Below are 12,423 nucleotides of genomic sequence, written 5' to 3'. Positions count from 1 at the left end.
GTTAACTCCTGATCAAAGATGTTCCTGGAAAACCACCGAAAGGAAGTTCATTGTGTTCACCAAACCGAAGCTTGCATGCGGTGAGCGTGCCGTTGCATTCATCCAATGAGGGATCGCTTACCGGATTGTTGTTTCTGTCGAAGTAAAGCGTGCCGGCATAATCGCACCCATCGCCGGTGCGGTACCTATTCCGGATGCACCATGTGCAAAGGGAATGCAGCTGTCTGGTCGGAATCATCAATCCCTGCAGATCCATCGGGCTTGTAAGAACAAACTCGATACTTTCACCGGGAAGCTCGCTATTTTTACCGTCGATATAGAAAACCCGCTTCCTCACCTGCAAGGGATCTGCTGTTGGATTTCCATCAGGGAAATTACGCGCATCCAGGTAATGCGCAAAAGTGTCATGAATCGTAACTTTGGCCTGCAGCATATCGTCATAGGCCAGACAGAGCGCAGTGATAGAGCTGTCAACGTTGGCAACGGTGAGCGTCGGCTGGGCGCTACTGCCATCGGTTGAAGCTTCCAGTCCCTCGAGCTTATATGGCCAGACACCATACTCTTCGCCCTGCCACCAGATACTCTTCGCCTTTAACTTTGATTCGTCGCCACCAGCAGCCGCAATCTCTTCTTCAGTATGCGGGAGGTTATAAGCGTGAAAGCGCAGAACGTCGTCCAGACCAAACGCAGAACCGTCTACCTCAAGAAGACGTATTTTTTCACCCGGTTCGAGGCGTTGATAATCTTCAGTAATCATGGTGCGTATGCCTGTTTGAAGGTTGCTTTTATGGTCATCACTTTGCTGGATAGCGGCTGGGCTTTAATGGAATCAGCTTCAATCCGGTATAAACCGGTTTCGCCAACAGGAGACGTCCAGATAAAGGATTTTGTGATGTGCTTGCGGCAAAAACTCAGCGCATCGAGCATCTCTGCCTTTTTTCCCGTTAAGGTCATTGGCCATGACTGTTTTCCAGGATTGATGCCTTCACCGGCGATCTGTTCAAAGCCGTCTCCGAAGGATGCAGAGCGTGTTGCGTAAGTGAACTCCCCTTCCATTCCCGCTTGAATCTGGGTTCGCCAGGTAAATTTTTCGATCGCCACCTTTCCTCCGGGCATAAAAAAACCCAGCGAAGGCTGGGTTAATCACGTGAGATCCTATTTATTATTAAAACGATTCCACAGTCGAAATTCGGTAGACATAAGGCCCACGTTGCGATCCGTTCTCGTCAATTTCGTTGTATGTAATGATGCCGTCAACATTTAGAGGGACATCCAATACATCAATTGTGGCTATGTTTTTGTGGATTGTTGACCCCCAATCAAGAAGGGCTAAACCTTTCCCAAATTCTTCCATTACAAATGGGTATCGTTCGACTCCCCATGTCTCGTAGTTTTCTACAACGCCAAAACCGAAGGAAGCATTGTCATAATTGAGTTTTTTGTCATTCAGAACTGGAGAAACGAATGAAATACTCGATTTTTCATCCCCGACCCACAGAGCCGTCACCTTAACTAAAGCCATTTCGTGTCCCTTAAGCCATTAATTTCAGTGACATAATCATACCAGTCAAAATGCCCGGATGGTGGTTATTTGTGACACGATTACCAAAAAGGGATATAACAAATAACGGTCACTATTCATCATCTCGATCTCGTCGCATTCCAGATTAGACCACCAGGCTGAAGCTGTTTGGCAATTCCAGTACGAACAGACTGATCGATGGTCTGTTTGTAAGCCCGAGAAATAGCATCGTTATTGCCGGAAGTCTGCTGGTGTGTGTTCTGGTTTTGAACGACCACGGAAGTTTGAACGGTTACGCCACCAGCTGCATTCGATTGCAGCCCATACATTGGGGCTGTGCCAACATAACCGCCGTTTGCATACCCCTGAGCTCCACGCATAAGCGCATAGAGATTGCCGACACCCAGTGCACGGGTCGCTTCCTTCGTAAACACAAACTCACCGCCGTGTACTACGCCTTTCGGTTGGTACTTACCCCCATCTCCCGTGTAGCCGCCTCCATCAAAACCGGGGACCAAACCACCACCTGAAAAACCAAAGAACGCGCCGATACCGGTTCCACCAAACGCAGACTTCATTCCATTAACCAGAGCCAGTTGGGTCAGCATCTGGGCGATGCCCTTGAGGAAAGTGGAAAAGAAATCTGAGAAGTTAGATTTACCTGTTGTGAAGAAATCAGTCAGGGTGCTGGCCATGCCGGTGAATGCGTTGCTGGTAACCGTCTGCACCTGGGAGTAGACATTGGTCGCGCTGTCTTCGAAATCAGCCCAGCCCTTTTTCGCGCCGGTCAACCAGTCGCCACGCAACCTGTCCTCTGCATCATAGTAATCATTCGCCGCTTTAAGCTGCTTCTGATATCCGCCATCATCCAGCGAACCACCTGAATTTTTCCAGCCGGCGGCGAGCTGGCTCTTTGCCAGCTCTCGCTGCGCCTGGCGGTCACTCATCCCCGCGCCACCCAGTAATGCGGCCTGTTTCTCAGCCATCTGCGTGACGTATTTCTGCGAGGTATCCATGCGCTTGTTCAGCTGTTCCTGCGCGGAAATCTGATCACCTAACAGGGCTTTCTGCCGTGCCAACTGAAGCACGTGGTCTTTACTCGCCAGCAGGGATTGTTCCTGCTTTGTCAGTGAACGTGAACGCAAGGCCTCCTCCAGCACCTGAAATTTCGCTTCAGTCGTCCACAGACCTTTGCGCTGCTGGCTGATGGTGTCGTTCAACCCTTTATGCTGCTGCAGCGCGCGTAACTGTGCCTGAAGCGCCAGTAACTCGGCCTGAGCAGCATCCGTGCTGCGATCGCCAGCCGATATAGTGCCCTGCTTTCCGGTTTTCGACTTTTTGCCAAAAGCAGCAATATCTTCCCGATCCTTTTGGGTGGTTGCGGTACTTATCTTTCTGGTCGTATCGAGGTATTTACCTGCACTGATATCAGCGGCATCCCAGTCTTTTTTCAGTTGAGAGACGCTGTTGCCATAAGCACCGGCCATTTGTTCGTTGTAGTCCTGCCATCCCTGCAAAGTATCTGTTTTCGCCCAGTCGGGAACGAGGTTAATCGCGGCGGCGATAGAGGATGAAATGTTCTGGTTCAGCTTCTGGAAAACGATCGCAACGCTGTAATAAATTGCGTTAAATTCCTTCAGTGTGTTTGATGCCAGCTCAGCTACCCACTGACCGATACTCTGCATGCTCTCAGACGCCCAGCCTTTGATATCCAGCCACAGGCGACCAAACGGTGTCAGCGAGTCGTAAGCCTGCTCCCCACGTTTTGCCATCGTATCGCCAAACAGGTCCATAGCCTGCGTAACGGCCGCGGTCTGGTCCTTTTGCTTTATCAGATCGTCAACATGCTTAAGTTGTGAAACGGTCAGGAAATTATATTGTTCGTTGAGACTCTGCAGCGCTTTAACAGGGTCTTTTTCGATGTCCTTATAGGCTTTGGCAATGTCCTGCGCCGAGACTATACCGGTCTGAACCGCCAGCGCCGTGGAGCCCGCCGCTTTTTCAAGTTGCTGCTGTGTCAGCAATCCCATGCCAACCAGCTCAGTCATCAAACTCTGAACGGTTCCTACAGTAGCGCCAGTAGAGGCAGCAATAGACTGAGAGGAAGCCATGATCTGGAGCGCTGACGTGCCGGCAATGTTGCCAGTCCTGATAACAGCCTTGTTAATTTCGTCGTAAGCTGTGAAGTAGTCCGAGCCCGCTTTTGCCGCAATCAGAACGGCACCAGCCAAGCCACCAATGGCCACTCGGGCAGGAGTCACCATCGACAGCATCGCTTTCAGAGCATTGCCTACACCGCCAAACGAATCTCGCAGCTGGCCGCCCTGCTGAATGGCTACCATATAAACCGGCATACCGGACGCCAATGAAGTTACGATGTCAGTCATTTGCATTGGTAGATAACGCATTGCGTTGCGGTATTGCCCCGCGCTGATCGCTCCTGACTTCCACGCTTCCTCCTGCTCTTTCAGTCGGGCGATCATCGGTGCAGCACGATCGGACACGCCAAGTTGGGCTGCTTTTAGCTCTAACAGTTCTGCGCGAGTTTTTCCGATTGCTGTGACCTGCTCTTCCAGCGAATCGATAAAGGTTTTGCCCGCCGCAGCTGCACGCTGCGCTGCCTGTGCCTGTTCAATGCGAGCCCGCCCCTCTGCGGTCTCAGACTCCATGACCTGCGCCAGTTTAGCTCGGGTCGTCTCAAGCACGCTGTTGTAGCGAGTAAAGTCCTCGTCTCCCACCAGCCCTTTACCGCGAAACTTCGCCAGGCTCTCCTGGATCGTGTCCAGTTCATCCAGCGCCTTGTTGACCGGGCTGATTTTATTCAACAGGTTCTGCAGCTCCTGGCGCTGTTGCTTCAGGCTTTCGCTGTTCTTCTTCTGGTTGTCGATACCGGTGCGGAACGTACTGTTCAGGTCATCCGCTTTACCTGCCGCGGCGGTCGCGGTTTCCTGAAAGCGATCCAGTGCCTGATTACCGCGCTCCAGCTCACTGGTATTTACACGCAGGGAAATCGTGGCGATATCGTTACTCATTCCGCCCTCTCTTTATGCATAATTTTTAGCGCAGCACTTTCCATCACCCGGATGTCCGAAAGCGCGGTTGCCTCGTCGTCGACGTTGTGCAAACGCATCACCCAGGGCAGCACGTTATAATCAAGCCCTGATGCGCCTCCCATACCCGTGCGCCACTGCGTACTGACAGCCTGAAACACCAGGAATGAAGGCCATACATCTGGCCAGACGTAGATGTATTGATCGTCGTAGTCATCCGGCGTAAGCCCGTAAGGTGCCAGGTCTGCCGCTGTGGGTTCAGGCGTATAGAACGCAGAGGCAACCGCTATCAGTTTTTTTCACGCTGCCCCAAGAGCTCACGGTAGTAGGTTTCCGGGATGGCCTTCATCGCCGCCGGATAGTTTTCCAAAAGCACCGACAGGTTTTCCGCGTTGAATGCATCGGGAAGTGCCCAGCCAGCAATGATTTCCATCAGAAAATCAGTGGCGGTTTTACCTTCGAGTTTTTCCAGGTCAGCCAGCTCTTTAAGTGGCTTGTGGTTGAACGTGAACGTCAGCACGCCATCCTCATCGCCAGCGCGGGGGATCGAGACATTGGCCTTGAATGTAGGTTTGGGCTGAAGGGTGAATTTGGTCGCCATCGATACCTCTTTACGAAAAAAAGCCTCCGTTATGGGAGGCATGGAATAGTGAAAGCGCTGACGGGTCAGGCAGCAGTGTCAGTCACCTTGTAGAACGTCATCGCCGGTGACTGCAGGTTCAGCACCACACTTACTGTCTCTACCTCGTTTACCGCAGTAGTTGGCGTGTCGTCAAAGGACGCCGTGGCCGCCCAGTAACGGTTTTCCTTCGCCTTCGGCACGTACATGTAAGCCGCAACCGTCTCTTCGTCTTCGTCCAGTTGGCGAAGCAGCGGATATACGGGGAGCGAGGAGTCATGCGCGATCGAATAGGTCTGGGAGACTGCGGATTTATAGGTGTTCAGGTTTCGCTGGCGGTCGTCGCTCAGGAACTGAATCTGTGTGGTGTTCTGATCGCCACCAGATTTCGACACCTCAGTAATTTGCGGCAGCTCGGTCCATTCAAGCACCTTACGGATCGAACCGGTACCGCCACCAGCGACATATTTGTTTTTGTTGGTGGTATTGATGTTGCGAAGAGTTACGGCGCTTTCGGCAATCGCATCAATTTTTGCAATGACGTTATCAACACCGGACCAGTTGCAGTTCACATGGACAATATCATCCACCTTGAGTTTGTCAGCTTCACTCACGGTGATAACCATGTTTTCGGCGTTCGTCGCCCCGGTGAAAGTAATGGCTGGGCCATAACCCGATGCCAGATAGACGTGAGCGCCGTTAGGCAATGCAAAGCCCATATTGGTTACTCCTTTAGAAACGGGAAAACCGGCAAAGAGCCGGTCAGGTTTAGAAGGTTGTGAGGATTAGCTGGAGATATCAGCTCGGTAATTGAGACTAACGGGAACGGTATAAGAAACAGATGTAGTGATACCGCGGAAAACACTAGGCGTTTGATCTATCCAGCATGTAAAGCCCCTGCCTTCAATCTCCTGCCCCTCTTGGAACAATTCAGCCACGCGGTCTGCCAGGGCCACAACATCGGTACGGCCTATGCCGACTGGGGCCACAACGTTTATTTGGTATACACCTGAATAAATGCGGCAGCGCAAACCAAGGTCCAGCGTACGCGGTGTGGCGGGCATGTCATGGACAGCAAGATAGAGCCCATCAGATGGCGGTGTGAAAGGCACGTTTTCCCAGGCAACTGGGATCCCTTCAGCATCAGCCCACTCGCCGAGCCTGGCGGCCAGCGCCGCCGCGATATCGGGAATCATTTAGTCACCTCCCTTACTGCTTCCTCAAAAAATCGCTGAAACTCAGCAGCAGTAATGCGTACCATCCCTCCCGGAGCCTGGGAAGAGTGCCCCATCTCTAGGCGATACGCGTAAGGGACGTTGTTGCAGAAATAAATAGCCTTCATCCCGACTTTGAACAGCGACAGCGTGTAACTGCCGGCGGCTTTTGTCAGATTTCCGGTTTTATCGACACGGCCCGTTTCATCTGTGGTCGGTGCATCAAAAGACACCTGCCAGTTGCCCCGAAACCGTCCACCGGTATATCCGGGCGGCGCTTTGATATCCATCCCATCCACCAGCCGAGCCTTCTTCTTAAGCCGTCCGGTTTTAGTCAGATTGGCAGGGTCCGATTTTTGCGCTTCGTTATGGTCATATACCGCCTGATTGTAAGAAGCTGCCGTCTGGTTGATGCCCCAGAGTTCGGGGTTGCCGACAGGTGACGTCATCACCAGTTGATTAAGGATCCGAATGCCGACAGCACGTACGACCGCTTCCTGATTCGCTTTGGCTTTGTCCACGAACGCGGTGATGGCAGCCGTGAACGCCTTATTATCGTCCATGTTATGCCCTTAACTGAGATTTGTAGCAGAGCACCACACCGCCCGGTTTCACCGGATTAGGCTTAACCACGCGATGCCTTACGCCGTCCATGTCGATAAGATCGCCGGTTTTAATTTCCTTCTCAGCGGTGAAGACAATCCGAACATCGCCGTTTTCAATGACGGTTCCATCAATTTCGCCTGGCGCGTAATCCGTCTTCACTCCTGTGGCGGTGAACTGGATATCCTCGGAACGATGCTCCACACCACCGATGACGATTAACGTGCCCTTACGCGTGACGTCGTAAGCAATGCCGTTCTGCTCGAGCATACGAGTCGTTGTCGCATGCATTCGCTGATAGTTGATGGCCATTACGCGCGCTCCGCGAAAGTATTGATTGCATATCCACGCCCACCAGCCAGGTCGCCGAGAATAGCCATTACCGCCGGGTAAGATGGTGTGAACACCTCACCATCGGCAACCGCATAGGTCATGGTAACGGCGCCTTCGACACGTTCGGTTTTAACCGCGGCCTCACGAACGCTTGAAAGCAAATCGCCCTCAATCGCCTCGATAGCCAGCATGCATTGTGCGGTGATAACCTGCCGCGGCACCTGGTCGGATGGGAAGTCGTGTCCATCCAGAATGACATTTGCGCGTGGCCATGCCAGCGGCTGTCGAGGGTCTGCTTTGGAACCTACCCAATCAAGCCCTTCCAGATAGTCCATCGCCTTAATCAGTAACGGCGCGAGCTTTTCAGGCAGCTCAACTCCTCTCAGCGCGGCAAATGACACCAGTTCATCTTCACTGGCGTAACTGTTAACGTCAGAGGCGGTGATATCAGTAATAATCATCTGAGCATCCGTAGAATGGGGCTTACGCCCCATCGGTTAGCCTGCAGCAGGTGCGGTGAAGGTGATTTCCTCACTCGATTTAGCAATACCATCAACAGTACCAGTGACTGTGAAAGTACCTGCCGTATCAGAGGTAAGTTTGACCGTCGCCCCACCAGCAGAGCCGGTTTGAGAACTGGCAGTGCTGAGCGTGCCGCCGGTTGAATTCCAGGTAACGGTTTTGCCGGAAACACCTGCGCCGTTTAGCGTGTACTTCAGGGAAATGGTGACCGCATCGGTGCTGTCAGCGGTTGCGGAGGTTTTATCCGCTGACAGCGTTACTCCCCCGCTGCGGATCCCAGCTTAATCAGCACGCCAGCAGTAGATTTGTTACTGGTGAAGTGCTTCTTCCAGTTACCAGCGGTGCCGATTTTGGTGAGGTCCGGGTTGTCACCTTTGGAGGTATCCCAGCTGTAACCCAGCAAGTCGACATTCACCACACCTTCAGCACGGTAGCCGATCGCCAGGTTTTCCTGATCGTTGATGTCGTAAGAACGGAACCCCGGCGCCTGAGACTCGGTGACGGTAACCGCTCCAGCTACCAGCCCAAGGATCGCATCAGCGTCCATGGTGTCGGTCACCAGCACAGGCTTACCCAGCGTGCCCGGCTGCCCGCCGTAAACCACCACGCCCGCTTCTTCGTAGATTTTGTTGGCGATCGCCTCATCCACGATGTCGAAGTAAGTGGCGGAGTGCATAACGAAGAGCACCACGCGGTTGAACTTGTCCCCATATTTGCGCAGGCCGCGCGTGAGGGTCTTCTTGCCGTCTGTTTCGATATCGGCTGTTACCACCATGTCCGCATTTGCGCCAATAGCAGCCGTCAGCGCCTTCAGGCCATATTTCACATAGCCTTCCAGAGTCGCGTCAGCCACGTCAGTGCCGATCACTTCGGAGAACTCGTCAACCGAGCGGCCGCGGCGTTTGAACGCTTCTTCAGTAGTTTCGTATGGACCGTATTTCCACGGCGCTTTGACGGATACGGCTTCACCGGCGCCAATCTTCTTACCCGTCACTTTTTCGGTGGAGTTAACGTCACGCGATTCGATAGAGCCGCCCACCTTGTAGAATGCACGCTTGCGGAAGTCGCCTTCAATCAGCTCGTTATCCAGCAGGATCGCTCCGTTGGAGGACGCGTTGAAAATAGCCAGGTTGTCCTGGCGGCGCTCGAGGAAAGCGGTCTGCGCCAGGTCGTCATAAATGATCAGGTCACTATTAACAGTGGTAGACATGAGTTAATCCCTTATTTCGGAAGTTTGAGGAAGGCCTGCTGGCCATGCTTGCGGATGTAGTCCGCCTTGTCGCTGGCGCTCATTTCGGAACGTTTCAGGTTGCCACCACCGTTTGGTTTGTGTCCGCCCGCGCCGGTGCCTTCCGCGCGAGGGAACAGATGCGGAGCCGTCTCCTTAAGAGACTCCGCCCACTCAAGCGGGCTTAGTGGGGTTTTACCGTCTTTTCCGAACAGAACATCGCCATTTGCATCAACTGCTACGGCCTCGCCTTCGTCGTTGAGCTGGAATGTGCCTTTGGCACGCAGAATCAGATCGTCCGATGCTTCCGGCAGCGCGCCAGCTTTTGACGCTGCTGCACGGATTGCATCGCCCAGAACTCGATCCCGGAATTTGTTGGAGAACGCTTCGGCTTTGTCCGCGCGTTCATTTGCGGCTTTGATTTGCTTATCAACGTCAGCGCGCAGACGCTCGGTGCGCTTATCGAGCACCTCATCGATTTTTCCGGCGGCAATCAGCTTTGCCTCTTCGTCGTCGGAAAAACGCTGCAGGATCCCGCGCACTGCATCAGGGTCGATACCATCGAAGCGAGACAGGTTTTCTTTTTGCTGCTTAATGGTACCCAGCAGCTCAGAGTTTTTCGATTTCAGGCCAGTGACTTCGCTGGTCACGCGCTCATCTATCAGCTTCTGGATTTCAGGGGTGATTTCGATACCACCGGCACCGCTGACCTCGCCGCCGTTTTCTGGTGCATAGAATTTCAGAAGCATGTTTCGAATTAACATATTTTCCCCTCGGGATTTTGCCGGGCCTCGCCCATAAAAAAGCCCCAGCGGATGCCAGGGCGTGAAGAAAGTAATGGTTGTTAGTTGTCAGTACCTGATAGCTGCTTAAGACGTTCGAGGGAGATCCACTCGCCTTTGTCAGTGAACATATCAGCCAGGTTGATTTCACCGGCTCGGAACAGACGGCCGCGCTCGACGCCTAACACCTGGTCCTGTCTTTGAGCGGGCTGACGTTCGAGCCATTCCAGATACGTGGTTTTAGCGGGTACTTGTCCATCCATGCTGGCACGAGTGCTCTCGTCCATCTCATCAATATCGATGCCGAGCTCGCGCCACGATTTGAGAATCAGAGTTTCAGTAGAACGGCAGCAGAAGTGAATCTTCCCGGGTCCCTGCAGGTAAGGCACCTTATGCCCGACCGGTTTGTTATCCAGGGTATAACGCAACAGGTCACGAATAATGCAGTCATGACTTGTTTTATTGTCCAGCGTAGACAGCCACTGTTTACCTTTCACGATATCGCTGTTGGTGCTGGTGAAGCTGTTGCGCGCTGTGGCAGCCAGATGATTCACAGCTGTTTTAGCGATGCTGGCGGCATTTGCCCTGCTCATCTGCAGTGCACCGTCGCGATAATCTTTGTTGGCGTGGCCGCGAACACTGCGCGCGATTGTTTCTACCGTGTCGCCGGCAAGATACCCCCTGCGAACGGCGTTCACGATCCGCGCCAGCCTGTCCGATTCCAGATTCTCCGCCCACTCACTCAGCAGCCGCCCCTGAAAGGGCTGCGCCATCGCCGCGGCATACACCATATCGGCTGTGATGCCCTGCAGCGGATAGTGAGACAAGACCTGTGATGGCAGAAGGGAATCGAACAGGCTCAGCTGATAACTGGCTTCGTTCTTTGCCAGTGCCACCAGCTCACTCTCGAGCCCTGCCTGCATGGTGGCTACGGTCTGATGGTTAAGCTCACGCACGCTGCCCAGTAAACTCTGCAGACGGCTAACGGTGAAGCTCTCAGGAGGCAATCTGTCCAGCGTATCCAGTAGACGTGCCGACAAGTCAGCATCCGTCTCGTTAAGCAACTTCACCATCCGGTTTGCCACGCCCGTAGCGTAGCGGCTTAACCAAACGGAATGTGCGATAGATTCATCACGCAGGCTTTCGTTAATGGTGGGCATATCAGCCTCCCGTCAACGTTGGTGCCTGATTGCGAAGCACATCAATAACCTCGTCCGGACTGTCCGCCGGGTCTATAAGGTCAAGCTTCTGCAGTGCGCGAATCATATCGCTATCGCGTAACGCACCGGACTGCCAGGCGTTGACGATTGCCGTCACCATGCCCGACTCAGCAACCTTCGTGATGAATTCCTGATTGATGGTGTAACTCGTCGTTTCGCCCTTAACGCCGAGGTATTTCGCACACCAACCAAGCGCCAGCGTATAGGCTTCAGAAACGTTTGATACGCAGATACCGAGCACCGACGTTGAGGATGTTTGCTCCCCGCTCGCCTGGGTTGCCGTCTTCGCCGTGGCGTTCTGCTCAATCAATCGGGCGCCCAGCTGCACCATGTAATCGCGCTTACTGTCCATGGCCTCTTTAGCCAGCATGTTCGGCTGCGCCTGGGCATAACCAAACGAGCCCTCCTTAGGAAGCAAAAGCGGTGATCGGGAACCAATTTTCACGCCCTTCTTCTCGAGGTGATCGCGCCAGTTGGTATCGAGTCCGGTCATATACGGCTGCACCTGGCCACAAAACCATACGCTGTCTTCATAGTCAGCGCTGTTTCGGTAATGTCCGTGGTTTATCTCCACCAGCGCGGCCAGGGGAGAATCATCGATAGTGGGATCGTTGTTCTGAGCACCGACAAAGGTGAACGGGATTTCGTCCCAGTAGTCCTGCCCTTTGGGCTTAGGACGGTATTCACTGTCAACGGTGTATGTTCCGCTTGCTGTGCTACCAGCCCGGCGCCATACCCGGCAGATGAAACGCCCTTCTTCCAGCGCCAGCTCGCGGTACTGTATTTCGTCCTTGTAAGCGTAACCATCCGGTTCTTCTACGCATTCCCGCAGTACCACCAGAACCAGCTGATCGCGCCCGTTAATACGCTTTGTTCGCCAGTTAATGATGTTCTCTGCCGGGTAGCGGAGGATAATTGCTTCGTCGGATTCTTCAGCGTAATCGACATAAATGCCCTCTCGCGCGACCTCCAGCACGTTCTCTGCCACCAGTTGCGACTGCTGATAGATGCTGGTACCGGCTCCGTCCGCATTGTCCAACAGGTACTTCAGCTTCTCCGGACCGTTAAACGTGGGGTCCTTGCGATACGCCATCCCAAGCATGCCGATCTTCGTATTGCCGGCAATGGCTTAGAACACCGCGCGGCTCAGATAGTCTTCGTTACGCTTACGGTTGCGCATGGATTTATCGGTTGGGTCGAGATAAGGCAGATATTTATTACCCGCCGCTTTTACGGCCCCAGCCCCTTTGCAGAAGTCCCTGTATTTCCTCCAGGCAGCAGAAGCCGCCCGGTGTTCTGGTCGAACCCAGGTGATGTCGTCGTTTGCCAT

At 53.5% G+C, this 12,423-nt stretch carries 17 protein-coding genes; all 17 read right to left on the bottom strand.

Annotated elements, in window-relative coordinates:
* Position 1 precedes the first annotated feature (1 nt).
* The 17 genes from HCH49_RS04645 to HCH49_RS22175 all read right to left on the bottom strand — a co-directional run bounded on the left by HCH49_RS04645 (position 2) and on the right by HCH49_RS22175 (position 12,423).
* A complete protein-coding gene (locus HCH49_RS04645) occupies positions 2-757 on the bottom strand; it encodes a phage minor tail protein L (protein WP_221702268.1) in 756 nt (251 codons plus the stop codon).
* Positions 754-1,101 carry a phage tail protein gene (locus HCH49_RS04640; protein ID WP_213730120.1) on the bottom strand — a complete coding sequence of 116 codons (348 nt, stop codon included), beginning with the start codon at positions 1,099-1,101 and terminating at the stop codon, positions 754-756. Before HCH49_RS04640 ends, HCH49_RS04645 begins: the two co-directional genes overlap by 4 nt.
* 64 nt (positions 1,102-1,165) lie before the next feature.
* Complete coding sequence (locus HCH49_RS04635) at positions 1,166-1,522, bottom strand: hypothetical protein (RefSeq protein ID WP_221702267.1); 357 nt, start codon at positions 1,520-1,522, stop codon at positions 1,166-1,168.
* A gap of 119 nt (positions 1,523-1,641) precedes the next feature.
* Entirely contained in the window at positions 1,642-4,554 is a 2,913-nt protein-coding gene (locus HCH49_RS04630) for a phage tail tape measure protein (RefSeq protein ID WP_221702266.1), read from the bottom strand.
* Positions 4,551-4,814: a DUF1799 domain-containing protein gene (locus tag HCH49_RS04625; RefSeq protein ID WP_311775748.1), complete on the bottom strand. Its 264-nt coding sequence runs from the start codon at positions 4,812-4,814 to the stop codon at positions 4,551-4,553. The genes HCH49_RS04630 and HCH49_RS04625 overlap by 4 nt, the downstream gene beginning before the upstream one ends.
* A 47-nt stretch (positions 4,815-4,861) precedes the next feature.
* Positions 4,862-5,173, bottom strand: coding sequence for a phage tail assembly chaperone (locus tag HCH49_RS04620; RefSeq protein WP_047652150.1), 312 nt, complete (start codon positions 5,171-5,173; stop codon positions 4,862-4,864).
* Between the two features lie 65 nt (positions 5,174-5,238).
* The gene (locus HCH49_RS04615) at positions 5,239-5,910 is read right to left on the bottom strand and encodes a phage tail protein (RefSeq protein ID WP_221702265.1); all 672 of its coding nucleotides are present in this window, start codon (positions 5,908-5,910) and stop codon (positions 5,239-5,241) included.
* Positions 5,911-5,976: 66 nt separating this feature from the next.
* Positions 5,977-6,387, bottom strand: coding sequence for a DUF4128 domain-containing protein (locus HCH49_RS04610; RefSeq protein WP_221702264.1), 411 nt, complete (start codon positions 6,385-6,387; stop codon positions 5,977-5,979).
* Entirely contained in the window at positions 6,384-6,968 is a 585-nt protein-coding gene (locus HCH49_RS04605) for a hypothetical protein (RefSeq protein ID WP_221702263.1), read from the bottom strand. Before HCH49_RS04605 ends, HCH49_RS04610 begins: the two co-directional genes overlap by 4 nt.
* 1 nt (position 6,969) lies before the next feature.
* Positions 6,970-7,320 carry a hypothetical protein gene (locus tag HCH49_RS04600; protein ID WP_221702262.1) on the bottom strand — a complete coding sequence of 117 codons (351 nt, stop codon included), beginning with the start codon at positions 7,318-7,320 and terminating at the stop codon, positions 6,970-6,972.
* A complete protein-coding gene (locus tag HCH49_RS04595; RefSeq protein WP_221702261.1) occupies positions 7,320-7,802 on the bottom strand; it encodes a DnaT-like ssDNA-binding protein in 483 nt (160 codons plus the stop codon). Before HCH49_RS04595 ends, HCH49_RS04600 begins: the two co-directional genes overlap by 1 nt.
* 36 nt (positions 7,803-7,838) lie before the next feature.
* Positions 7,839-8,066 (bottom strand): Ig-like domain-containing protein, encoded by a 228-nt coding sequence (locus HCH49_RS22360; RefSeq protein WP_409410441.1) that lies wholly within the window; start codon positions 8,064-8,066, stop codon positions 7,839-7,841.
* A gap of 53 nt (positions 8,067-8,119) precedes the next feature.
* Positions 8,120-9,073 carry a major capsid protein gene (locus tag HCH49_RS04585; protein ID WP_046092056.1) on the bottom strand — a complete coding sequence of 318 codons (954 nt, stop codon included), beginning with the start codon at positions 9,071-9,073 and terminating at the stop codon, positions 8,120-8,122.
* An 11-nt stretch (positions 9,074-9,084) separates the two neighbouring features.
* The gene (locus HCH49_RS04580; protein ID WP_221702260.1) at positions 9,085-9,855 is read right to left on the bottom strand and encodes a hypothetical protein; all 771 of its coding nucleotides are present in this window, start codon (positions 9,853-9,855) and stop codon (positions 9,085-9,087) included.
* Between the two features lie 80 nt (positions 9,856-9,935).
* Positions 9,936-11,033: a hypothetical protein gene (locus tag HCH49_RS04575; RefSeq protein ID WP_221702259.1), complete on the bottom strand. Its 1,098-nt coding sequence runs from the start codon at positions 11,031-11,033 to the stop codon at positions 9,936-9,938.
* A 1-nt stretch (position 11,034) separates the two neighbouring features.
* The gene (locus HCH49_RS22310; RefSeq protein ID WP_221702883.1) at positions 11,035-11,679 is read right to left on the bottom strand and encodes a DUF4055 domain-containing protein; all 645 of its coding nucleotides are present in this window, start codon (positions 11,677-11,679) and stop codon (positions 11,035-11,037) included.
* 543 nt (positions 11,680-12,222) lie between these two features.
* Complete coding sequence (locus HCH49_RS22175; RefSeq protein ID WP_260454024.1) at positions 12,223-12,423, bottom strand: hypothetical protein; 201 nt, start codon at positions 12,421-12,423, stop codon at positions 12,223-12,225.

The sequence above is a fragment of the Enterobacter sp. Y17 genome (genome assembly GCF_019730495.1).
GTDB lineage: Bacteria > Pseudomonadota > Gammaproteobacteria > Enterobacterales > Enterobacteriaceae > Enterobacter > Enterobacter asburiae_B.
The sequence above is the reverse complement of the archived record's forward strand: the minus strand, read 5'-3'. Positions and strand labels throughout refer to the sequence as shown.

Bases quoted from the DNA above. Each gene is read 5' to 3' on its own strand.
- HCH49_RS04645 (WP_221702268.1), bottom strand. From the start codon at position 757: ATGATTACTGAAGATTATCAACGCCTCGAACCGGGTGAAAAAATACGT.
- HCH49_RS04635 (WP_221702267.1), bottom strand. From the start codon at position 1,522: ATGGCTTTAGTTAAGGTGACGGCTCTGTGGGTCGGGGATGAAAAATCG.
- HCH49_RS04630 (WP_221702266.1), bottom strand. From the start codon at position 4,554: ATGAGTAACGATATCGCCACGATTTCCCTGCGTGTAAATACCAGTGAG.
- HCH49_RS04620 (WP_047652150.1), bottom strand. From the start codon at position 5,173: ATGGCGACCAAATTCACCCTTCAGCCCAAACCTACATTCAAGGCCAAT.
- HCH49_RS04615 (WP_221702265.1), bottom strand. From the start codon at position 5,910: ATGGGCTTTGCATTGCCTAACGGCGCTCACGTCTATCTGGCATCGGGT.
- HCH49_RS04610 (WP_221702264.1), bottom strand. From the start codon at position 6,387: ATGATTCCCGATATCGCGGCGGCGCTGGCCGCCAGGCTCGGCGAGTGG.
- HCH49_RS04605 (WP_221702263.1), bottom strand. From the start codon at position 6,968: ATGGACGATAATAAGGCGTTCACGGCTGCCATCACCGCGTTCGTGGAC.
- HCH49_RS04600 (WP_221702262.1), bottom strand. From the start codon at position 7,320: ATGGCCATCAACTATCAGCGAATGCATGCGACAACGACTCGTATGCTC.
- HCH49_RS04595 (WP_221702261.1), bottom strand. From the start codon at position 7,802: ATGATTATTACTGATATCACCGCCTCTGACGTTAACAGTTACGCCAGT.
- HCH49_RS04585 (WP_046092056.1), bottom strand. From the start codon at position 9,073: ATGTCTACCACTGTTAATAGTGACCTGATCATTTATGACGACCTGGCG.
- HCH49_RS04580 (WP_221702260.1), bottom strand. From the start codon at position 9,855: ATGTTAATTCGAAACATGCTTCTGAAATTCTATGCACCAGAAAACGGC.
- HCH49_RS04575 (WP_221702259.1), bottom strand. From the start codon at position 11,033: ATGCCCACCATTAACGAAAGCCTGCGTGATGAATCTATCGCACATTCC.
- HCH49_RS22175 (WP_260454024.1), bottom strand. From the start codon at position 12,423: ATGGCAAACGACGACATCACCTGGGTTCGACCAGAACACCGGGCGGCT.